Origin of the sequence: Kitasatospora sp. NPDC059599, assembly GCF_042735125.1 — a bacterium.
Lineage (GTDB): Bacteria > Actinomycetota > Actinomycetes > Streptomycetales > Streptomycetaceae > Kitasatospora.
In genome coordinates this window covers 26,010-47,309 of record NZ_JBHWCL010000010.1, presented here as the reverse complement: position 1 = coordinate 47,309, position 21,300 = coordinate 26,010, and the positions used below count along the sequence as shown (strand labels likewise).

Annotated in this window: 19 protein-coding genes and 1 riboswitch; of the genes, 5 read left to right on the top strand and 14 right to left on the bottom strand. The window is 73.3% G+C overall.

Going from position 1 to position 21,300, the window contains the following annotated elements:
• Positions 1-95: 95 nt before the first annotated feature.
• The gene (locus ACFV04_RS05835; protein WP_360249946.1) at positions 96-1,625 is read left to right on the top strand and encodes a UDP-N-acetylglucosamine 1-carboxyvinyltransferase; all 1,530 of its coding nucleotides are present in this window, start codon (positions 96-98) and stop codon (positions 1,623-1,625) included.
• A 39-nt stretch (positions 1,626-1,664) separates the two neighbouring features.
• On the opposite strand, the gene ACFV04_RS05830 is transcribed toward ACFV04_RS05835, so the two are convergent.
• The 6 genes from ACFV04_RS05830 to ACFV04_RS05805 form a co-directional block, all read right to left on the bottom strand.
• Positions 1,665-2,171 (bottom strand): protein phosphatase, encoded by a 507-nt coding sequence (locus tag ACFV04_RS05830; RefSeq protein WP_380527058.1) that lies wholly within the window; start codon positions 2,169-2,171, stop codon positions 1,665-1,667.
• Positions 2,172-2,216: 45 nt separating this feature from the next.
• Positions 2,217-2,744: a DinB family protein gene (locus ACFV04_RS05825; RefSeq protein WP_380527056.1), complete on the bottom strand. Its 528-nt coding sequence runs from the start codon at positions 2,742-2,744 to the stop codon at positions 2,217-2,219.
• Between the two features lie 53 nt (positions 2,745-2,797).
• Positions 2,798-3,538 (bottom strand): cobalt-precorrin-6A reductase, encoded by a 741-nt coding sequence (locus ACFV04_RS05820; RefSeq protein WP_380527113.1) that lies wholly within the window; start codon positions 3,536-3,538, stop codon positions 2,798-2,800.
• The gene (gene cobM, locus ACFV04_RS05815) at positions 3,538-4,299 is read right to left on the bottom strand and encodes a precorrin-4 C(11)-methyltransferase (RefSeq protein WP_380342299.1); all 762 of its coding nucleotides are present in this window, start codon (positions 4,297-4,299) and stop codon (positions 3,538-3,540) included. The genes ACFV04_RS05820 and cobM overlap by 1 nt, the downstream gene beginning before the upstream one ends.
• Positions 4,296-5,534, bottom strand: a complete 1,239-nt coding sequence (gene cbiE / locus ACFV04_RS05810) for a precorrin-6y C5,15-methyltransferase (decarboxylating) subunit CbiE (protein ID WP_380342301.1) — start codon at positions 5,532-5,534, stop codon at positions 4,296-4,298. Before cbiE ends, cobM begins: the two co-directional genes overlap by 4 nt.
• A 383-nt stretch (positions 5,535-5,917) precedes the next feature.
• Positions 5,918-6,346, bottom strand: coding sequence for a gamma-glutamylcyclotransferase family protein (locus ACFV04_RS05805; RefSeq protein WP_380342304.1), 429 nt, complete (start codon positions 6,344-6,346; stop codon positions 5,918-5,920).
• Between the two features lie 132 nt (positions 6,347-6,478).
• Between ACFV04_RS05805 and ACFV04_RS05800 the strand changes: the two genes are divergently transcribed.
• A complete protein-coding gene (locus tag ACFV04_RS05800; RefSeq protein WP_380527054.1) occupies positions 6,479-7,609 on the top strand; it encodes an EamA family transporter in 1,131 nt (376 codons plus the stop codon).
• Here the strand turns inward: ACFV04_RS05800 and ACFV04_RS05795 are convergent.
• Positions 7,536-8,177, bottom strand: coding sequence for a dihydrofolate reductase family protein (locus ACFV04_RS05795; protein WP_380527052.1), 642 nt, complete (start codon positions 8,175-8,177; stop codon positions 7,536-7,538). The genes ACFV04_RS05800 and ACFV04_RS05795 overlap by 74 nt on opposite strands.
• 234 nt (positions 8,178-8,411) lie before the next feature.
• Here ACFV04_RS05795 and ACFV04_RS05790 point away from each other — a divergent pair, with 234 nt between their 5' ends.
• Positions 8,412-8,987 carry a TetR/AcrR family transcriptional regulator gene (locus tag ACFV04_RS05790; protein WP_380342311.1) on the top strand — a complete coding sequence of 192 codons (576 nt, stop codon included), beginning with the start codon at positions 8,412-8,414 and terminating at the stop codon, positions 8,985-8,987.
• Positions 8,988-9,092: 105 nt separating this feature from the next.
• Here the strand turns inward: ACFV04_RS05790 and ACFV04_RS05785 are convergent, their stop codons facing one another.
• From ACFV04_RS05785 to ACFV04_RS05760, 6 genes are all read right to left on the bottom strand, one after another.
• On the bottom strand, positions 9,093-9,656 hold the full coding sequence (locus ACFV04_RS05785) for an EF-hand domain-containing protein (protein ID WP_360249922.1): 564 nt from the start codon (positions 9,654-9,656) through the stop codon (positions 9,093-9,095).
• A gap of 131 nt (positions 9,657-9,787) precedes the next feature.
• On the bottom strand, positions 9,788-10,198 hold the full coding sequence (locus ACFV04_RS05780) for a cytidine deaminase family protein (protein WP_380342314.1): 411 nt from the start codon (positions 10,196-10,198) through the stop codon (positions 9,788-9,790).
• Positions 10,199-10,356: 158 nt separating this feature from the next.
• The gene (locus ACFV04_RS05775) at positions 10,357-12,063 is read right to left on the bottom strand and encodes a dipeptide ABC transporter ATP-binding protein (protein WP_380527049.1); all 1,707 of its coding nucleotides are present in this window, start codon (positions 12,061-12,063) and stop codon (positions 10,357-10,359) included.
• Positions 12,064-12,076: 13 nt separating this feature from the next.
• Entirely contained in the window at positions 12,077-13,069 is a 993-nt protein-coding gene (locus tag ACFV04_RS05770) for an ABC transporter permease (RefSeq protein ID WP_380342320.1), read from the bottom strand.
• Positions 13,070-13,257: 188 nt separating this feature from the next.
• Positions 13,258-15,012 (bottom strand): ABC transporter substrate-binding protein, encoded by a 1,755-nt coding sequence (locus ACFV04_RS05765; RefSeq protein WP_380342322.1) that lies wholly within the window; start codon positions 15,010-15,012, stop codon positions 13,258-13,260.
• 166 nt (positions 15,013-15,178) lie between these two features.
• Positions 15,179-16,156, bottom strand: a complete 978-nt coding sequence (locus ACFV04_RS05760) for an ABC transporter permease (RefSeq protein ID WP_380527047.1) — start codon at positions 16,154-16,156, stop codon at positions 15,179-15,181.
• A 303-nt stretch (positions 16,157-16,459) separates the two neighbouring features.
• Positions 16,460-16,556: riboswitch (ZMP/ZTP riboswitch) on the top strand.
• 20 nt (positions 16,557-16,576) lie between these two features.
• On the opposite strand from ACFV04_RS05760, the gene ACFV04_RS05755 reads away from it, so the two are divergent.
• Positions 16,577-18,034 (top strand): glycine hydroxymethyltransferase, encoded by a 1,458-nt coding sequence (locus ACFV04_RS05755; RefSeq protein ID WP_380527045.1) that lies wholly within the window; start codon positions 16,577-16,579, stop codon positions 18,032-18,034.
• Between the two features lie 92 nt (positions 18,035-18,126).
• Here the strand turns inward: ACFV04_RS05755 and ACFV04_RS05750 are convergent, their stop codons facing one another.
• Positions 18,127-19,569 carry an aldehyde dehydrogenase family protein gene (locus tag ACFV04_RS05750; protein WP_380342330.1) on the bottom strand — a complete coding sequence of 481 codons (1,443 nt, stop codon included), beginning with the start codon at positions 19,567-19,569 and terminating at the stop codon, positions 18,127-18,129.
• 598 nt (positions 19,570-20,167) lie between these two features.
• Between ACFV04_RS05750 and ACFV04_RS05745 the strand changes: the two genes are divergently transcribed.
• Positions 20,168-21,169 carry a class I SAM-dependent methyltransferase gene (locus tag ACFV04_RS05745; RefSeq protein ID WP_380342333.1) on the top strand — a complete coding sequence of 334 codons (1,002 nt, stop codon included), beginning with the start codon at positions 20,168-20,170 and terminating at the stop codon, positions 21,167-21,169.
• Positions 21,170-21,300 lie beyond the last annotated feature (131 nt).

Genomic DNA, 21,300 nt, shown 5'->3' with positions numbered 1-21,300 from the left:
ATCTGACGGCCATACAGGGAAAGAAACGGACAAAAGGAGCGCCGCGCCGCCTCTCGCTTCTATCGCCATCTCAGCCATGAGATATGGTCTGCCGAGTGACAGGCGACTACCTCACCCGTATCGGCACCCTCATCCGTACCGCGCGTCAGCACCGCGGCTGGTCCCAGGCGCAGCTCGGAGAAGCGCTCGGCACCAGCCAGAGCGCGGTCAACCGCATCGAACAGGGCAAGCAGAACGTCAGCCTTGAGATGATCGCCCGCATCGGCGAAGCCCTCGACAGCGAGATCGTCTCCCTCGGCTACTCCGGCCCGATGCACCTGCGCGTCGCCGGCGGCACCCGCCTCTCCGGCGCCATCGACGTCCGCAGCAGCAAGAACGCGTGCGTCGCGATCCTCTGCGCCTCGCTGCTGACCACCGGTCGCACCACGATCCGCAGCGTCGCCCGGATCGAGGAGGTCTACCGCATCCTCGAAGTGCTCACCAGCATCGGCGTCAAGAGCCGCTGGATCAACGAGGGCCGCGACCTCGAACTCACCCCGCCCGCCGAGCTGAACCTCGACGCGATGGACGTCGAGGCGGCCCGGCGGACCCGCAGCGTGCTGATGTTCCTCGGCCCGCTGATGCACCGCGCCCAGCGCTTCGCCATCCCGTACGCGGGCGGCTGCGACCTCGGCACCCGCACCGTCCAGCCGCACCTGACCGCGCTGCGCCGCTTCGGCCTGGAGGTCGCCACCACCGGCGGCGCCTACCACGCCTCGGTCGAGCCGGGTGCCCCGCTGGACCGCCCGATCGTGCTGACCGAGCGCGGGGACACCGTCACCGAGAACGCCCTGCTGGCCGCCGCGCGGCACGACGGCGTGAGCGTCATCCGCAACGCCTCGCCCAACTACATGGTCCAGGACCTCTGCTTCTTCCTGGAGGAGCTGGGCGTCAGGATCGAGGGCATCGGCACCACCACGCTCACCGTGCACGGCGTTCCGGAGATCACCCGCGACGTCGACTACACCCCGGCCGAGGACCCGGTGGAGGCGATGAGCCTGCTCGCCGCCGCGGTCGTCACCTCCTCCGAGCTGACGATCCGCCGGGTGCCGATCGAGTTCCTGGAGATCGAGCTCGCGGTGCTGGAGGGCATGGGCCTCGACTACGACCGGACCCCCGAGTACCGGGCCCACAACGGTCACACCCGCCTGGTCGACCTCACCGTGCGCCCCTCCAAGCTGACCGCGCCGGTCGACACCATCCACCCGATGCCCTTCCCCGGCATCAACATCGACAACGTGCCGTTCTTCGCCGCCATCGCCGCGGCCGCGCACGGCACCACGATGATCCACGACTGGGTGTACGACAACCGCGCGATCTACCTCACCGAGCTGACCCGTCTCGGCGCGGACGTCAAGCTCCTCGACCCGCACCGCGTGCTGGTCCAGGGCCCCACCCGCTGGCGCGCCGCCGAGATGATGTGCCCGCCGGCCCTGCGCCCGGCGGTCGTCATCCTCCTCGCCATGCTCGCCGCCCAGGGCACCTCGGTCCTGCGCAACGTCTACGTCATCAACCGCGGCTACGAGGACCTCGCCGAGCGCCTCAACTCCATCGGCGCCCGGATCGAGACCTTCCGCGACATCTGACGGTCCCTCAGCGAACTGTCCGCCGCCTGCCGTCCGGACTCAACCGGTGAGTCCGGTCAGCAGGATGGCCACGTCCAACCCGGTGTCCAGGTAGTCCACGAACACCGGGTTGTTCAGTGCCCAGGGCGACCGCCGTTCCCGGATCAGCCGGACCGCCTCGCCAGTGTCCAGGCCCAGGCCTACCAGGGCCTGCGCCACCACCAGGCCCGAACGGTTGTAGCCCGAGTGGCAGCGCACCAGCGTCCGGCGGCCCCGGTGGACGGCCTCCGCCGTGAGCTCCGCCGCCTCCCGCACGGCCTCCAGCTGACCGGGGGAGAGCGGGGCGTCGGGCACCTCCCGGACGACGTGTTCCACCCACGGCGCCGGGCCGTGCCCGGGGAGCGTGAACAGACTGACCACCAGATCGAACTCGTCGCGGACGACGGCGGGTTCCAGATCGCCGCCGGGCGGGGTGAAGCAGTGCCCGCCCATCCAGAGCCCGGGGGCGATCTCGTTCCAGGGCTCCGACGGCCCGGGGGTGCCGCGTTCCTTCTGGCGGGTCCGCACGACCTGCTCCCTCTCCGTCGGCCCGCCCGGCCCCCGGCCCGGGTGCTACTCGCCGGTGCTGCCGTCGAGGTGCTCGCGCAGCAGGTCGGCGTGGCCGTTGTGGCGGGCGTACTCCTCGATCATGTGGGTGAGGATCCAGCGCAGCGGGAAGACCTCCTCGCCGTGGTGGCCCAGGACGTCCAACGACTCTGCGGCGGCGACGAGTTCCCGGGCGCGGTCGCACTCGCGGTGCCAGCTCGCGAAGGCCTCGTCCGGGTCGGCGTCCTCCACATCGAACTCGACGAAGGAGCCGTCGGGGTGCTTCCGGAACCCGGGCAGCCCTTCGCCGTCGAGGACGTTGCGGAACCAGCCGCGCTCCACCTCGGCGAGGTGCCGGACCAGACCGAGCAGCGACAGGGCGGAGGGCTCCAGCGCCCGGGCCCGGAGCTGCTCGGTGGTCAGGCCCGCGCACTTCATCGCGAGGGTGTCGCGCTGGAAGTCCAGGAAGCCTGCCAGGGTGGTGCGTTCGTCGGCGGTCCGCGGGGTCTCGGTGCGCCGGTCGGCCGTCATTCCGGTGCGCTGGGCGTCGGTCATGGGTCATCCTGCCGGGCGGTCGGCGGGTTCGCCCGGCATTCCACGGACCGGGCTCAGCCCGACCGCTCCAGCCAGCGCAGCGCCCCCTCGACGTCCGGGACCACCGGCACGCCGTCCGGCACCGGCGGACGCTCCACGACGATGACGGGCAGCCGCAGCCCGCGGGCGGCGGTGAGCTTGGGCGCGGTCGCGGCGCCACCGCTGTCCTTGGTGACCACGACGTCGATGTCGTGCGCGCGCAGCAGCGCCAGCTCGCCCTCGATCGTGAATGGGCCCCGGTCCAGCAGGACTTCGAAGGACGGCGGCAGCGGCGGCTCGGGCGGGTCGACCGAGCGGGCGAGGAAGTGGACCCCGTCGAGGTGGGCGAAGGCGGCGACGCTCTGCCGCCCGGTGGTCAGGAAGACCCGCTCGCCGCGCCGCGGCAGCAGGTCGGCCGCCGCGGCGAGCGACGGCACGGGGAGCCAGTGGTCCCCGTCGACGCGGGTGAAGCCAGGGCGGCGCAGCACCAGCAGCGGCACGCCGGCGGCGGCGGACGCCACGGCGGCGTTGTGCGAGATGCCGGCGGCGAACGGGTGGGTGGCGTCGACGACGGCGTCCACCCGCTCGGCGCGCAGCCAGTCGGCCAGGCCGTCCGGGCCGCCGAAGCCGCCGATCCGCACCTCCCCGGCGGGCAGCCGGGGCCGGGCGACCCGGCCGGCCAGCGAGCTGGTGACCCGCAGGGACGGGCGGCCGTCGAGGGCCGCGGCCAGCGTCCGCCCCTCGGTCGTCCCGCCGAGGATCAGCAGGTGGCGCATCACGCCCCGCAGGGCTCGTGCGGGCGTTCGCGGTCCGCCGAGTAGAGGTGGCTGTCCCGGAAGTGCTCGGCGGCCAGCGTCCGGCCGACGATGATGACGGCCGTGCGGACCACGCCCGCCGCCTTGACCTGCTCGGCGATGTCGCCGACCGTGCCGCGCAGCACCAGCTCGTCCGGGCGGCTCGCCATCGCGACGACGGCGGCCGGGCAGTCGGCGCCGTAGCGCGGGAGCAGCTGCTCGACCACGTCGTCCACGTACCCGGCGGCCAGGTGCAGCACCAGCAGGGCGCCGCTGCGGCCGAGGGTGTCGAGGTCCTCGCCCTCGGGCATCGGGGTGGCGCGCTTGGCGATCCGGGTGAGGATGACGGTCTGGCCCACGGTCGGCACCGTCAACTCCCGCTTCAGCGCGGCCGCGGCGGCGGCGAAGGCGGGCACACCGGGGACGACCTCGTAGGGGATGCCGGCCGCGTCGAGGCGGCGCATCTGCTCGGCGACGGCGGAGAACACGGACGGGTCGCCGGAGTGCAGCCGGGCGACGTCCTTGCCCTCGTGGTGGGCACGCGCCATCCGCTCGACGATGCGGTCCAGGGTCATCTGGGCGGTGTCGACGAGCAGCGCGCCGGGCGGGCACTCGTCCAGCAGCTCGCGCGGAACCAGGCTGCCGGCGAACAGGCAGACCTCGCTGCGGGCCAGGATGCGCTGGCCGCGCAGGGTGATCAGGTCGGCGGCACCCGGGCCGGCTCCGATGAAGTAGACGGTCACGAGGCGTCCTCCTGGGGGGTGTCGGTCCTGACGGCGGACCACTGGGTGACCGGCATGGCCTGGCGCCACCCGGTGAAGCCGCCCACCGGGACGGCGTGGGAGACGGCCAGTTTCACGAGCTCGCCGCCGTGCCGCCGGTACCACTCGGTCAGCAGCGCCTCGGACTCCAGGGTCACGGTGTTGGCGACCAGCCGGCCTCCCGGGCGCAGCGCCGCCCAGCAAGCCTCCAGCAGACCGGGTGCGGTGAGACCGCCGCCGACGAACACGGCGTCCGGGGTGGGGAGTCCGTCGAGGGCTGCGGGCGCGGGGCCGGTCACCACGCGCAGCCTCGGCACGCCGAGCGCGGCGGCGTTGCGGGCGATCCGCCCGGCGCGCACCGGGTCGCGCTCGACGCTGACCGCCCGGCAGTCGCGGTGGGCGCGCAGCCACTCGACGGCGATCGAGCCCGAGCCGCCGCCGACGTCCCAGAGCAGCTCGCCGGGGGAGGGGGCGAGCGTGGCGAGGGTGGCGGCGCGGACGTGCCGCTTGGTCAGCTGGCCGTCGCTCTCGTACGCGGTGTCGGGCAGGCCGGGGACGAGGGAGGTGCGGGGGCCGTCGCCGAGCTCGACGGCGATCAGGTTCAGCGGGTCGCCCGGCGGGTGCGGCCAGCCGTCGGCGGGGCCGTGGAGCTGCCGTTCGCGCGCGTGGCCGAGCTTTTCCAGCACGCGCAGGCGGGCGGTGCCGTAGCCGCGCTCGGTGAGCAGGGCGGCGACGGCGGCCGGGGTGGCGGCGTCGGCGCTGAGCACCAGCAGGCGGCGGCCGGGGTGGAGGGCGAGCGCGAGGGTGGCCGGCGGACGGCCGACCAGGCTGACCACCTCGGTCGCCTCCAGCGGCCAGCCGAGCCGGGCACAGGCGTAGGAGACGGAGGAGGGGTGCGGCAGGACGCGCAGCCGCTCGGCCCCGACGGTCTCGGCCAGGGTGCGGCCGATGCCGAAGAACATCGGGTCGCCGCTGGCCAGGACGGCGACGCGGCGGTCGGCGTGGGCGGCGAGCAGTCCGGGGACGGCCGGGCGCAGCGGGGAGGGCCAGGGGACGCGCTCGGCGGTGACCTCCTCCCGGGGGAGCAGGTCCAGCTGGCGGGGGCCGCCGATGACCACGTCGGCCTCCCGGAGCGCGGCCCGGGCGGTGGCGGCGAGGCCGGGCCAGCCGTCGGCCCCGATCCCGACGACGGTGATCGGGGGTGGCAGCTCGGGCACCGGGTGGCTCCTCGTCGTTCGATCCTGCGGTTGTCGCGACTCGTGGTCCCGCGGTTCCGGGGTCTCGCGGTCCCGGGGTCCCGGGGCCCTGGAGTCCCGGGGGCCTGGGGCCGGCGATCCTGCCGGCCGGGGCAGCCTACCTGGCGGTATCCAGGGGGTAACGGGGCGGTCCTGGTGGCCGGTCCGTCCGGACCGGGTCCGGTGGGGGCGGGGGCTCGGGCGGCTGACGATCGACGGGTTTCAGATGACAGATTTCATCATCTGTTCGCTGAAAGCTGTCAGCTGTGATCTGTCAGCCGCGATCCGTCACACGCGATCCGTCGCCCGTCCCCGCTCACCCGCTGCGCCGCTCGCGTCCTGCGCCGCTCACCTGCCGCACCCGGTCACCGGTCCGCCCAGTCCCCCGAAGCGATCAGTGCCGGCCGCTCGCGCAGTCGGGCTTCGGCGTCCGGCCCGGCCAGGTAGACCCACGCGTCCCGCCGCCCGCCCGGCACCGCCGTCCGGACCGCCAGCCGCCGCCGCACGTACAGCCCTGTCCCGTCCGCCTGGCACTCCTCCAGCAGGTCGAGGGCGGCGAGTGCTCCGGCGTAGGCGCTCGGGCGAATGGTGATCAGCTCGCCCACGATCCGCCGCCCGGGCGTCGCGTCGAGCACCGCGTACGGAAAGCCGGGGCCCTCGTGCAGTGCGGCGCCGTCCAGCACGGCCGGCCGGACGTCGGCGCAGCGTCCGGCCAGGTGTGCGGCGTGGTTGCGGCCGCCGCTGCGCAGAGTGCCGTAGACGAAGAACGGCAGCTCCTCCTCGGACGCGGACACGGGTTCGACCTCCTCGCTGGGGAGCGCCCACGGTACGTCCTCCGGTCCGGTTCGTGATACCGACTGGCGCGCCGGGCCGGTCATGCGCTGTCATATCGGATGTTCGGCCAGCACCGTCCAAGGGGGACACACATGACATCGCCCGCCTCCTCCCAGCCGGCCACCACCGCCGGTGCCGCCCCCACGACCCCCGCCACCCCCGTCACCCCCGCCACCCCGGGGAGTCCCGCCGACGCACCCCCTGCCGACGCACCCCCCGTGGCCCTCACGAAGACCGCCACCGTCGGCCCGCCCCCGCCCGCCGACGCCCGCCCGGCCGGCCGCCTCGGCGGTGCGGTCTGGCTGGCCCTCGCCGTGGTCTACGTCGTCTGGGGCTCGACCTACCTCGCGATCCGGATCGCGGTGGAGACGATGCCCTCCTTCCTCTCCGCCGCCGCCCGCTTCCTCATCGCGGGCTTCCTGTTGGTCGGCTACCTGCTGGTGCGTCAGGGCCCGGCCGGGCTGAAGGTGAGCGGGCGGCAGCTGGCCTCCGCCGCTCTGGTCGGCCTGCTGCTGCTGACCGGCGGCAACGGACTGGTGGTCCTGGGCGAGACCTCCGTCCCCTCCGGCCTGGCCGCCCTGCTGGTGGCGGCCGTCCCGCTGTGGATGGTGGTGCTGACGGCCTTCGGCGGCGAGCGCCCGAAGGCCGCCGAGCTCGCCGGGGTGCTGCTCGGCCTGGTCGGCCTCGGTGTGCTGTCGGCCCCGGCGATCGGCGGGTCCGTCGCGCCGCTCGGCGTGGTCCTGATCATCTGCGCCACGCTGTTGTGGGCGGCCGGCTCGTTCGCGAGCAAGAAGGTCCCGATGCCGGGCAACGTGCTCGCCGCGAGCGCCTACCAGATGCTGGCCGGCGGGTTCTGCAACCTGCTGATCGGACTGGTCCGCGGCGAGCAGCGGGGGCTGGACCTGGCGGCCGTCTCCGGCCGGTCCTGGCTGGCCCTCGCCTACCTGGTGCTGTTCGGCTCGCTGCTCGCCTTCACCGCGTACGCCTGGCTGCTGCGCTCCGCACCGCTGACGCTGGTCGCCACCTACGCGTACGTGAATCCGGTGGTGGCGGTGCTGCTGGGCTGGCTGGTCCTGGCCGAGCCGCTGACCGGCCCCACCCTGGCGGGCGGGGGGATCGTGGTCGCGGGCGTCTGCCTGGTGGTGAGCGTCAGCCGGCGTCCCGGGCGTCGTCCCGGGCGTCGTTCTGGGCGTCTCGGGTCGGAGCCGTCCGCTCGTAGGTGAGCACGACGTTGCCGCGCTCGAAGACCCGGCTGTCGGTGAGGGTGAAGGCGCGGGGCGTGAAGCCGGCGGCGCCCGGGGCGAACAGCGGGATGCCCGAGCCGATCACCACCGGGTACTGCTTGACGATCAGCTCGTCGATCTCGGGCAGCAGCTGACCGGCCAGGTCGGCACCGCCGCAGAGCCAGATGCCGAGCCCGTCCTCCGCCTTCAGGCGGCGGACGACGCTCAGCGGGTCCTCGGCGGTGAGCTCGACCGCAGGGTCCGGGCTGGTGTCGAGGGTGCGGGAGAAGACGATCTGCCGCAGGTGGGCGTAGGGGTTGGCGATTCCGAGCCGGATCCCCGGCTCGTAGGTGCCGCGGCCCATGAGCACGGTGTCGAAGCGCTCGTTGGGGGCGTCGGCGATGCCGACCGCCGCCCGGCCGAAGGTGGGGATGGTCTCGGGGTACTCGCTGTGGAGCGTCGGGGCGTAGTCCTCGGTCACGTACGGCATGAAGACGCCGAAGTCGCCGTCCGGGGCCGCGATGAAGCCGTCGATGCTGGCGCCGATGAAGTAGGTGAGCTTGCGCATGCAGGTCCTTGGGGTCGAGGAACGGGATTCGGGGCGCGGTGCGGGCCGGGACCGGCCTGCTCGGCGAACCACGACAACTATAGTACTCCACATGTAGTGGTTGCCAGGGGTGTGCCGCTCGAATCCCACGCGGTCCGATTTCACGCGGTCCCGATGCCGTACCGCCCCGATCCGGTACCGCCCCGATCCGGTACCGGCCCGAGGCCTCGACGTCACAGGGGGGAGAATCGGCCCATGGTCCAGAACCCAGCCCGCCGCACCGCCCTCGCCGACGCCGCCATCGAGGTCCTCGCCCGCGACGGCGCCCGCGGCCTCACCTTCCGCGCGGTCGACGTCGAGGCCGGCGTCCCCAAGGGCACGGCCTCCAACTACTTCGCCAGCCGGGACCACCTGCTCCACCAGACCGCCCGGCACATCCACCACCGGCTCATCCCGGACCCGGCGATCCTCGACGAACTGATGCGCGCCCCCCGGGACCGCGCCCTGGTCACCGCCCTGATGCACGAGCTGATCCGCCGCATCACCGCCGACCGGGCCGGCTACCTGGCGATGCTGGAACTACGACTGGAGGCGACCCGCCGCCCGGACCTGAGGACCCAGCTCACCGGCACCATCCGGGACGACCTGGAGGCCAACGTCGCCTACCACCTGGACGAGGGCTTCCCCGGCGACCGCGAGACCGTCCTCGTGCTCTACCTCGCCATGACCGGCCTGATCCTCGAACACCTCACCCTGCCCGAGGTGTTGGGCGTCGACGGCTTGGCGGCGCTGATCGACACCATCGTCGAGCGGATCGTCCCGGCGGTCTGACCGCTCCGGGGGCCGCGGTCGCCCCCGCGCGTCCGGTTCGCGGGGGCGGGTCGCCGGGTCGCCGGGTCGCCGGGTCGGCGTCTCGGGGTGGGCGGAGCCTTCGGGTCAGAGGGCGTGCGGCGGCTTGCCCGTCCACCAGTTGCCGGGTGCGTCGGGGTCGCGGCTGGTCCAGTACTCGATGATCGCGGTGGTGAACTCGGCCGCGGACAGGACGCCGTCGCCGTCGGTGTCGAGGTGGCGGAAGGCCTCGTCGGCGTCGTCGCGGCAGAGGCCCGCGAAGTGGCCGCGTTGGAAGACGAAGAACTCGCCGGCGTCGATGGTTCCGCTGCGGTCGGCGTCGGCGACGGCGAGGAAGGCCTCGGCGAGTGCGCCGAGGCTGTCCCGGGCGGCTTCGGGGTCGTCGGCGAGCGACCCGGTCGAGGCGACGAACTGGTCGCGGGTGATCGCCTCGGTGCCGGCGGGCAGCCGGGCGAGGTGCAGGTCGTGCCAGATCGTCAGGTAGGCGCGGACGATGACGGCCTCCGCCTCCGAGCCTTCCTGGTGGCCGAGCGAGCGGGCCACCGAGTGGCCCATCAGGACGTGGTCCCGTTCGGTGATGAGTCCGTCGCCGTCGGCGTCGAGGTGATCGAAACCGTGGTTGATCTTTGCGATGAGCAGGTCGTCCGACAATGTGCCCCCTCGGCTGGCGATTCCTGGCTCTCCTACGTCACATCGCCTGCACGCTAACCCCTTGAGCCGCGCTCGCGCAGCTGAACGAACGGCGAACGGCCGTGCCGGTCCGTCCCGGCGCCGCCCGCCCGTCAGTCCTCCTGGTGGTCGGCCCAGACGTACGTCTCCGGCAGCAGGTCCCGCACCGGGACGGTGCGCAGCGCGGACCCCCGCCCGACGATGATCCGCAGGTCCGGAAAGTAGTCCAGCAGCGCCTGGCGGCAGCGACCGCACGGCGGGATCACCCCGCGCTCCCGGTCGCCGACCGCCACGACGGTGGTGAGCTCGTACGCGCCCTGCCCGGCCGCCGCCCCGATGAGCACCAGCTCGGCGCACGGCCCGCCGGTGAAGTGGTAGGCGTTCAGGGCGGTGACGATCCGCCCGTCGGCGTTGCGCCCGGCGGCCGCCACGGTGTGGTTGTCGCCCCGCGCGTACCGCCGGGCCACCTCCCGGGCGGCCGCGACGAGCTCCGTGTCCACGAGCGGGTGGTCATGGGTGGACATGGTGGTTGCCCCTCCTCGATCGGATCCGACGGGATCCGATCATGATCCACCGGCCCCTGGACGTTCCAGTGCTTTCCTGGGTCACGGCGCCGCCGATGACCCCGTGCCGCCGGTCCTGCCGCGCCGCTCGCCCGGATGCCCCGACCCGACGGGCGTCCTCAGCGCGCCGCCGCCAGCAGCTCCCTGGTGTACTCGGTGTGCGGCGCCTCGAACAGCCGGTCCCGGTCGGTGGACTCGACGAGCCGGCCCCGGTGCATCACCGCGACCCGGTCGCAGAAGTGCCGGACCACGGCGAGGTCGTGCGAGACGAACAGGAAGGCCACGCCGAGGCGTTCGCGCAGCTCCATCAGCAGGTTGAGCACCTGTGCCTGCACCGAGACGTCGAGTGCCGAGACCGGTTCGTCCGCGATGATCAGTCGCGGCTGCGGCGCCAGTGCCCGGGCGATGCCGATCCGCTGGCGCTGCCCGCCGGAGAACTCGTGCGGGTAGCGGTCCAGGTGCCCGGCGCTCAGCCCGACCTGCTCCAGCAGCTCGGCCGAGCGCTCCCGCCGTTCGGCCGCCGTCAGCGCGGTGTGCAGGCGCAACGGGGTGTCGAGGGTCCGGGCGATGGTGCGGCGCGGGTTCAGCGAGGCGTACGGGTCCTGGAAGACCAGCTGGATCTCCCGGCTGAGCCGGCGTCGCAACTCCCGGTCCGGGCGGGTGACGTCCTGGCCGTCGTACGACACCCGACCGCCGGTGGGCCGTTGCAGGCCGGCCAGGACGCGCGAGGTGGTGGACTTGCCGGAGCCGGACTCGCCGACCAGGCCGACCGTCTCGCCGGGCGCGATCCGCAGGCCCACGCCCTCGACCGCCCGGACCGGCTCGGCCCGCCGGCCGGGGAAGCGCCGCCGGCCGGGGAAGTACACGGTGAGGTCCTCCACCTCGGCCAGCCACCGCTCGGGCCGCTCGACGACCCTCGGGCGGAACGCCCACGACGGTGACGGTTCGTCGACAGTGGGCAGTGGGCTGCCCGGTACGGAGTCGAGGCGCAGCGCCGCCCCTACGAGCGAACGGGTGTACGGTTCGCGCGGTGTGGCCAGCAGCTCGGCCGTCGGCGCGGACTCGACGGGGACGCCGTCGCGCAGCACCAGGGTGCGGTCCGTGGTCCCGGCGACCACGCCCAGGTCGTGGCTGACCAGCAGCACCGCGGTGCCGTGCTCGCGCTGCAACTCGCCCAGCAGGTCGAGGACCTGCCGTTGGACGCGGGCGTCCAGGGCGGTGGTCGGCTCGTCGGCGATCAGCAGCCGGGGGTCGTTCATCAGCGCCATCGCGATCATCACGCGCTGCCGCATCCCGCCCGAGAACTGGTGCGGGTAGTCGCGCACCCGGGCCGTCGGGATGCCGACCCGGTCGAGCATCGCGGCCGCCCGCCGGCGGGCCTCGGCGCGGCCCGTCCCGGGGTGGTGCAGCCGGTACGTCTCGGCGAGTTGGGCGCCGACCCCGTGGAAGGGGCTGAGCGAGGCGAGCGCGTCCTGGAGGACCAGCGCGGCCCGGCCGCCCCGCACCCCGCGCAACGCGGACTCCCCGGCACCCACCAACTCCTGCCCGTCCAGACGGATCGAGCCGGTGACGGTGGTGGTGCGCGGGTCGTGCAGGCCGAGGACGGCGAGGCCGACCGTCGACTTTCCGGAGCCGGACTCGCCGACCAGGCCCAGGACTTCACCCGGTGCGAGGTCGAACGAGAGCCCCCGCACGACGGTCACCGACGCGCCGCCCCGCGGGCCGGCGAACGTGACGGTCAGGTCGCGGACACTCAGCACCGGCTCGGCGCCGTCCCCACCGGCACCCGCGGCGGCGTAACCCGCACCCGTATCAGTGGACTTCATCGGAACACTCCCGTCAGCTCAGTCGGACACGCGGGTCGAGCCAGGCCACCGCGAGGTCGGCCAGCGCGACGAACAGCACCACGAAGCAGGCGGCGAACAGCACCGCGCCCACCACGGCGGGCAGGTCCTGCCCGGCGACGGCCTGCGCGGCGAACCGCCCGACCCCGTTCAGCCCGAACACCGTCTCGGTGATCACCGCTCCGCCGAGCAGCGCACCGGCCTCCAGCCCGAGCAGCTGCACCAGCGGTCCGGCGGCGCCGCGCGAGGTGTACTTGAGGTGGGTGCGCAGCCGTCCGAGGCCCTTGGCGCGGGCCGTGCGGACGTACTCCTCGTTCATCGTCTCCAGTAGCTGCGAGCGCGAAAGCCTGGCGAACACGGCCGAGTTGACGAATCCGAGGACGAGCCAGGGGAGCAGCATCCCGCCCGCCCAGGCCGCCGCGTCCTCGGCCGGCGGGGTGTAGGAGGGAAGCGGCAGCAGACCGGTGGAGTAGACCAGGAGCCACTGGGCGACGTATCCGAGGAAGTAGATCTGCACGCTGGCGCCGACCAGGGTGAAGCCGGACAGCAGCCGGTCCGTGCGCCGTCCGTGGAACAGGGCGGAGACGAACCCGCTGCCGAGGCCGAGCACCAGCAGGACGGCCAGTGCCCCGGCGGTCAGGGAGAAGGTGACCGGCAGGTGGTCGGCCAGTGCCTCACTGACGGGCTGGTGCAGCCGGTAGGAGTAGCCGAGGCAGGGCGCGGCGCAGTGGAGGGCCGAGCCGTCCACGTCGTTGATGTCCCGCCCGGCGACGACCCCGACGAGGTAGTCGGTGTACTGGGCGACGAGCGGCTGGTCCAGGCCCATGCTCCGGCGCACGGCCGCGACCTGTCCGCTGTCGCAGCGCGGGCCGCAGGCGGCGCGGGCCGGGTCGGCGGGCGCGGCGTAGAAGAGGGCGAAGGCGGCGGCGGATACCGCGACCAGGACGGCGAGGGCCTGGACGGTCCGTCGCAGGACGAAGGAGAGCATGGCCGATCCGGGGGTCGACGTGGCGGGGAGACGAGGGAGACGAGGGAGTCGAGGGAGACGGGGGAGACGGGGGAGAGGGGGGAGAAGGAGCGAGGGGACGAGGCCGGGAGCGTCGGACACACTCCACCCCCGTTCGGGGGGGGGGGGGGGGGCGGAGGTGGGCCCGACCGCTCCCGGGCCTCGGTGCGTCAGGACTTCAGGTACAGCCAGGACAGCGAGACCGTCCCGTAGATGGGGTGGATGAACGCCCCGCCGACGTTGCTGCCGCGCAGTTGGCTGGTGGTCGGGTAGGCGAACGGCAGCACCGGAAGGTCCTTCATCACGGTCTGCTCCAGCGCGTACAACTCCTTGGCCTTGGCGCGCGGCTCGCCGATCCGGTTGATCCGGTCGATCTCCTTGTCCACCTCGGGGTTGCGGTAGCGCGCGGAGTTGACGTCGCTGCCGGCCCGCCCGTCGAAGGAGAACGGGATCAGCGTGGACGGGGTCGGCCAGTCGACCGAGGAGGTCTCCTCGAACAGGTCGTACGGGGAGTCGCTGCGGTGCACCTCGTCCAGGAAGGCCTTGGGGTCGACGGGCTTGGGCACGACGGTGATCCCGGCCCTGGCGAAGCCGTCCACCAGCACCTGGGCGACGCGCTGCCCGTTCGGCGTGTTCTTGTACGCGTAGGTCAGGCTGCCCGGCGCCTGCCCGGCCTTGGCGAGTTCGGCCTTGGCGGCCGCCGGGTCGCCCTCGGGCCCGGCCGGGTGGAGGTCGTACTTCTGCCAGTCGATCAGGGCGGGGGAGCTGAGGGTGGTGGCGAGCTCGCCGGTCCGGGCGCCGCCCTGGACCTGGCGGGCCTGCCGGCGCGGGTACGCGAGGTCCAGCGCCTTGCGGACCGCCAGGTCCGGCACCCGCTCGTTGTTGATCACCAGCTGGGTGACGAAGGCGCCCTGCCGGCCGGTGACGACCAGTTCGCCGGCCCCGGGGTCGGTGTCGGTCGTCTGGTAGAGCTCGGGGGAGAGGGGGTCGGCGGCGGTGGTGGCGTTGGCGCCGCCGTCCCGCCCGGAGAGGATCTCCTGGTTGAGGTTGAGTGCCTCCTTGCCGTACGTGAAGACGAACTTGTCCGGGTACTGGGTGCGGATCGGGTCCGTCTCCGGCTTCCACGCCGGGTTGCGCTCCAGCACCATCCGGGTGTTCTGGACGTGCTCGACGATCCGGTAGGGGCCGGTGGCGAACGGCAGCCGGTCGTAGTCCGTCCCGGTGTCCTTGTCCCGGCGCACCGGCGAGGAGGAGGACTGTGCGGCCATGTACGGGACGTCGGCCTGCGGCTGCGGGAAGTGGAAGACGACGGTTCGCTCGTCCGGTGTCTCGATCGCGGCGAGGTCGCCGTCCTGCGGGCCCGCGTACTTGGCGCGCGCCGCTTCGTAGTTCGCCTCGCCGGTGAGCCACTGCGGCCAGTAGGGCGGGCCGACCTCGTAGCCCTTGCCGAAGGTCCGCTCGATGCCGTACTTGACGTCCTGGGCGGTGATCGGCCGGCCGTCCTCCCAGGCCACGCCCTGCTTGAGCCGGTACGTCCAGGTGCGGCCGCCGTCGGCCGGGGTGCCGGTGTCGGTGGCGAGGTCGCCGACCAACTTGGCCTTGCCGTCGACGATCTGATACTGCGTCAGCTGCCGCCCCCAGAGCAGCGAGGCGTTGTAGGCGGCGCCCGCGTAGACCTTCTGCGGGTCGAGGTGGCGGAACTCCACACTGTTGTACACGTTCAGCGTGCCGCCGGCACGGGCACCCGGGACGGCCGGGGCGGGGCCGGCGCTCTCCTGCTCGGTGCCGAGTGCGGCGGTCAGCGGGGCGGTCTCCTCGGCGGAGGCCCCGGCACCGGCGGGGCCGGGGCCGCCCGCGCCGGCCGAGCAGGAGGTCGCCAGCAGGGCGGTGGCGACGACGGCGAGGGACGGTCTGGTCCAGCGCATGGGGAATCTCTCCTCGCCCCGGCGGATCGCGCCGGGGAGGCTCGGGTTGACGAACGGGAACGGTGTGGCGGGTGTGCCGTCGTCCCGGGGTTGCCGGGGAACGGTGCGTGAACCGGAACGGCGGGTGTACCGGGACCGCCGGGTGCGGCGGGCGGGCTCGGTGGGCTCAGCGGGCGCCGGAGTACGGGTCCAGCGCGTCCCGGACGGCGTCGCCGAGCAGGTTGAAGGCGATCACGAACAGCAGCAGCGCGACGCCGGGGAAGACCATGTAGGTGGGATCGGCCCGGAAGGCCTCCGAGCCGCGCGAGATCATCCGCCCCCAGTCCGGCACCGGCTCGGTGATGCCGACGCCGAGGAAGGACAGCGCGGCCTCGGAGGCGACGTAGGCCGGCACGGCCATCGTGGCGTGCACCAGCAGTTGCGAGCGCACGTTCGGCAGGAGTTCGTGGACGACGACGTGGAATCGGCTCGCGCCCTGGGCCCGGGCGGACTGCACGAAATCCCTTTCCCGGAGCGAGCGCACGCCGGCCCGCAGGGAAAGTGCGAGCGGAATCCAGCCGAACGCGGAGAAGACCAGGACCAGGACCAGGAATTGCATCCACTCCGGTTCCGCGGTGCCCGGATCGACCAGCCGGGACTGGATGACCGGACTGAGCGCGAGCAGCAGGAGCAGAGCCGGAAAGGCCAGCAGCACATTGGCGAGGAATCCGAACAGCCGGTCCGCGGTTCCGCCGAGGTAGCCGACCGCGACGCCCGCCGGCACGCCCAGCGCGGTGGTCACGGTGGCGGCGGCGAAGGCGACCAGCAGCGAGGTGCGGATGCCGTACAGCAGCTGGGTGAACACGTCCCGGCCGAGGCCGGGCTCCAGGCCGAACCAGAAGTCGCCGGAGATCCCGCCGTTCGGCAGCATCGGCAGGCCGCCGTCGCTGAGCAGCCCCGGGGTGTTCTGGCCGTAGTGTTCGGCCGGGTTCTTCCCGTACAGCGCGGCGACCAGCGGGGCCGCGGCGGCGAGGAGCAGGAACAGCACCACGACGGCCAGGGCGGCGGCGCCGACCCGGTCCCGCAGGATCCGGCGGAGCAGGTGCGGGGCCGCAGCGGGCGCGGGCCCGGCCGCGGGCGCTCGGACCGTGTCGGCCACTGTCATGAGGAGTAACCCCCGAATTCTCCGCCGCCCCGTGGGTGGGGGTGCGCTGGTGTGCATTTCCGGTTCGGCCCACAGGGGTTTCCCGTGGGCCGTTCGAGTGACATCAGATCGGATGCGTCCGAGGTTCCGCAAATCCCGTCGAGGGCCATTCCGGGAATTCCTGCAGAACTGTTTCGGGAAATGTGGCGGCTTCATTTCGGTGCAACACCGGCGTTGCAGGAGAACGGACATAAGCCTACAAACCGGTTCGGCCGTCCCGCATTCTGAGACCTCCGCCACAGTCCGTCCGGTGTTGGTAGGCTCCCGGTGGGCTGCGACTGGCGCGCAGGGATGGAATCAACCATCGGGAAGCGGCCTCGTGAAACCTCACGTGAAGTTGCCGAGCGCCTGGGCCATCCGTATCCCCACCAGGAGACCGCCTTGGCCCAGCAGCCCCACACCGCCGCGACCCCCGCCGCCGACACCGCCTTCCGCAGCGCCCTCGACGTGGTCGCCGGCGTCGAACCGCGGATCGCCGCCGCCATCGGCCGGGAACTCGCCGACCAGCGCGCCTCGCTCAAGCTGATCGCCAGCGAGAACTACGCCTCCCCGGCCGTCCTCCTCACCATGGGCAACTGGCTCAGCGACAAGTACGCCGAGGGCACCGTCGGCCGCCGCTTCTACGCCGGCTGCCGCAACGTCGACACCGTCGAGTCCATCGCCGCCGAGCACGCCCGCGAACTCTTCGGCGCCGACCACGCCTACGTCCAGCCGCACTCCGGCATCGACGCCAACCTCACCGCCTTCTGGGCCGTCCTCTCCCAGCGGGTCGAGAGCCCGGCCCTGGAACGCGCCCGGGTCCGCAACGTCAACGACCTCACCGAGGAGGACTGGGCGCAGCTGCGCCGGGACCTCGGCAACCAGCGCATGCTCGGCATGTCCCTGGACACCGGCGGCCACCTCACCCACGGCTTCCGCCCCAACATCTCGGGCAAGATGTTCGAGCAGCGCAGCTACGGCACCGACCCGGCCACCGGCCTGATCGACTACGACGCGCTGCGCGAGACCGCCCGCGAGTTCCGCCCGCTGATCATCGTGGCCGGCTACTCCGCCTACCCGCGCCTGGTGAACTTCCGCACGATGCGCGAGATCGCCGACGAGGTCGGCGCCACCCTCATGGTCGACATGGCGCACTTCGCCGGCCTGGTCGCGGGCAAGGTGCTCACCGGCGACCACGACCCGGTCCAGCACGCCCACATCGTCACCACGACCACCCACAAGTCCCTGCGCGGCCCGCGCGGCGGCATGGTGCTCTGCACCGCTGAGCTGGCCGAACACGTCGACCGCGGCTGCCCGCTGGTGCTCGGCGGCCCGCTCTCGCACGTCATGGCCGCCAAGGCCGTCGCCCTCGCGGAGGCCCGCCGCCCCGAGTTCCAGGCCTACGCCCACGCCGTCGTCGCCAACGCGCGGGCCCTCGCCGAGGGCCTGCTGCGCCGCGGCGGCACGCTGGTCACCGGCGGCACCGACAACCACCTCGTCCTCGCCGACGTCTCCGGCTACGGCCTGACCGGCCGCCAGGCCGAGTCGGCACTCCTCGACTCGGGCATCGTCACCAACCGCAACTCCGTCCCGCAGGACCCGAACGGCGCCTGGTACACCTCCGGCGTCCGCCTCGGCACCCCGGCCCTCACCACCCGCGGCCTCGGCACCGCCGAGATGGACGAGATCGCCGAGCTGATCGACACCGTCCTGCGCGCCACCACCCCCACCACCGCCGCCAACGGCACCCCGTCCAAGGCCGGCTACGCCCTCGACCCCGCCCTCCGCGACGCCACGGCCAAGCGCGCCGCAGACCTCCTCGCCCCCTACCCGCTCTACCCGGGCATCGATCTCGCCTGACCGACACCCCCGGGCTGCCGCATCCCCGGCAGCCCGGGCTCAGGGCCCGTCCCGGCGCCCCGGGTGACGATCCCGATCCCGCGCCGGTCCGGTCAGTACTGCAGTGACTTGTACTGCAGGAACTCTTCCAGCCCGTGGCGGCCCAGTTCGCGGCCGAGACCGGAGTTCTTGTAGCCGCCGAAGGGGGCGAGGGGGTTGAAGCGGCCGCCGTTGAGGTCGACCTGGCCGGTGTCGAGGCGGCGGGCGAAGGCGGCGGCGGTGTCGGTGTCGCGGGCCCAGACGCCGCCGGCCAGGCCGTACGGGGTGCCGTTGGCCAGCTCGACGGCGTGGTCCTCGTCGCGGTAGGCGAGGATGACCAGGACCGGGCCGAAGACCTCCTCCTGGGCGACCGCCATCTCCGGCGTCACGTCGGCGAGCACGGTCGGGCGGACGTAGAAGCCGGTGGGCAGTTCGGCGACGGGTTCCGAGCCGCCGACGACGAGCCGGGCGCCCTCGGCGAGCGCGCCGTCGATGTAGCCGCGCACCCGGGCCAGCTGCTTGGCGTTGACCACCGGCCCGATCCGGGTCTGCGGGTCGGTCGGGTCGCCGGGCACGTACTGGGCGGCGGCCTTGGCGGCCCGCGTGACGGCCTCCTCGTACTGGTCCTCGTGCACCAGGAGGCGGGTCAGGGCGCTGCAGGTCTGGCCGGAGTTGGCGAAGACGCCGGCGACGTTGTTCTTGACGGCGCGGGTGATGTTGGCGCCGGGCAGCACCACGTTGGCCGACTTGCCGCCGAGTTCCAGCGCGACCCGCTTGAGGCCCCGGCCGGCGGTCTCGGCTACCTGGCGGCCGACGGCGGTGGAGCCGGTGAAGGACACCACGTCCACCTGCGGGTGGGCGACGAGCGCCGCGCCCGCCAGCTCCCCGGTGCCGGTGACCAGGTTGAACACCCCGGCCGGGAAACCGGCTTCGTGCACCAGCCGGGCGAACAGCCGGGCCACCAGCGGGGTGTCCTCGGCGGGCTTGAGGACCACCGGGCAGCCGGCCGCGAGCGCGGGGACGACCTTGGCGACGATCTGGTGCAGCGGGTAGTTCCACGGGGTGATCGCGGCGACGACGCCGGCCGGCTCGGCGTGCACCACCGAGTTGCCGATGCGCTCCTCGAAGGGGTGCTCGGCGAGCAGGGTCAGGTAGGAGGTCGCCACGGTCAGCGGCAGCCCGGCGTGGACGGCGGCGGTGAAGCCGACCGGGGCGCCGAGTTCGGCGACCACCGTCTCGGTGATCTCGTTCTGTGCGGCGTCGAGCCCGTCCCGCAGCCTGGTCAGCAGGTCCAGCCGCTCCTCGCGGGTGGTCGCGGCCCAGCTCCGGGCGGCCCGGCGGGCTGCCGTCACCGCCGCGTCGACGTCGGCCGTCCCGCCGGCCGGTACCGTGGCGAGCACCTGCTCGGTGGCAGGGTTCAGTACTGCTGTCGAGCCGGGGTCTCCGGAGGGCCGCCAGGCCCCGTCGATGTACTGGTCGCTGTACTCCGCGTACTGCTGCACCGATTGTCCCCTCATCTGCTCAGCTCGTCTGCTCAGCCGTTTGACCGACGGCGCTCGTCGGAGGCCAGTCAAAACGGCCCGGGCGGGCGCGCGCAAGAGCCGGTCCGGCCCGGCAGACTTGCCGGTCACCGCGGGCCGAACCGCGCGGCGCACGCGTCGAACGGATCGGCACCCGGGCCGGTGCCACCCCCGGCGCCCTCCGAGTTGCCGGTCCCCGTGTCGCGCGGCAACCTGTCCCCGTGGCGCGTGGCGACCGGCACGCCGGGGTGCCGGCACGTCGGCGCCGGGTGCGGAGCCGACACCCGGGTCGTCCCCGGAACCGGTCATGCGGAGGCGTTGAACGGGACATGAGGAATCCCCGTCCGACGACCACCGTGTTCACCTTCCGGTGGTTCGGTGACGGTTCCGGAAACTCCCCGCGCGAAGACCTCCACACAGTGGTCGGTACGCAGGTACATTGCTGTGAACTCAGCGGCGGGGGAATACTGCTGACGATGTCTCGACGTGCTGCGCACGGTCGGGGCCGGCGCGTACCGCGACCGCCCCGGAACTCCCCTCCCGCTGAGGTCCGGTGAGAGATCCACCGGTCCACCCGTGCCCCGAAGGAGCTTCCATGACCGACGCCGCGTTGTCGGGCGAGTCGCAGCACACTGCCGAGCCGGCGAGCCTGGACGACGTCCCCGGGTGGTTCTGGGACCACGACCGGCATTCCTTCGAATGGTTCCTGGGGCGGCAGGAGAAGACCGGCGTCACCGGTGACCTGATGGAGATGGGGGCCTACCTCGGCCGTAGCGCGATCGTGATCGGCGAGCACCTCCAGCCCGGCGAGACGTTCACCGTCTGTGACCTCTTCGATTCGGACGCGCCCGACGACGAGAACGCCGCCGAGATGGACCTCTCCTACCGGAAGACGCTGACCCGCTCGGCCTTCGAGAGCAACTACCTGTCCTTCCACGACGAGCTGCCGGAGATCATCCAGGCGCCGACCTCGGTCCTGGCCGGCGGGAAGGTCCCCGTCGGTGCGTTCCGGTTCATCCACATCGACGCCTCCCACCTGTACGAGCACGTCGTGGGGGACCTCCAGGTGGCCCGGGTCGCCTTGCAGGAGCAGGGCGTCGTGGTGCTGGACGACTACCGCTCGCAGCACACCCCCGGAGTGGCGGCCGCGACCTGGGAGGCCGTGTTCAACCACGGGTTGAAGCCGATCCTGCTCACCGAGTGCAAGTTCTACGGCACCTGGGGCGACCCGGAGCCGTTCCAGCGCGAGCTGCTGGACCGGATCGACCTCGCGGCGGGCTGTCAGCTGAGTTCCGAGACCCTCAACGGTCGCCCGGTGCTGCGGATGACCGGGGACTCGGAGGGCATCGAGCGGTTCCGCGGCTCGCGCCACCACGGCCGGCTGGTCGCCGAGTCGGCCCGCCGGGAGGCCGAGCAGTCCGCGGTGGAGGCCGACCGGGCGCTCCGGTCGGCCCGCGACGAGGCCGCCGGCGACCTGGCCGCCCGCCGGGCCCGGGCCGCGGAGGCGCGCCGCCCCGTCAACGTCGCCAAGCGCGCGGCCCGGGACCTCCTCCCGCCCGTCGTCACCACCGCCATCCGCCGGGCCCGCCGCGGCTGACGGTCCCCGCCCGCGGGAGCACCTCACCGCGGCCGCCACGGACTGTCGCGGACTGCCGCCGACGCCGCGCGCCACGGGAACGCCGAAGGGCCGGTCGGAACATCCGACCGGCCCTTCGGCCTGCGACACCT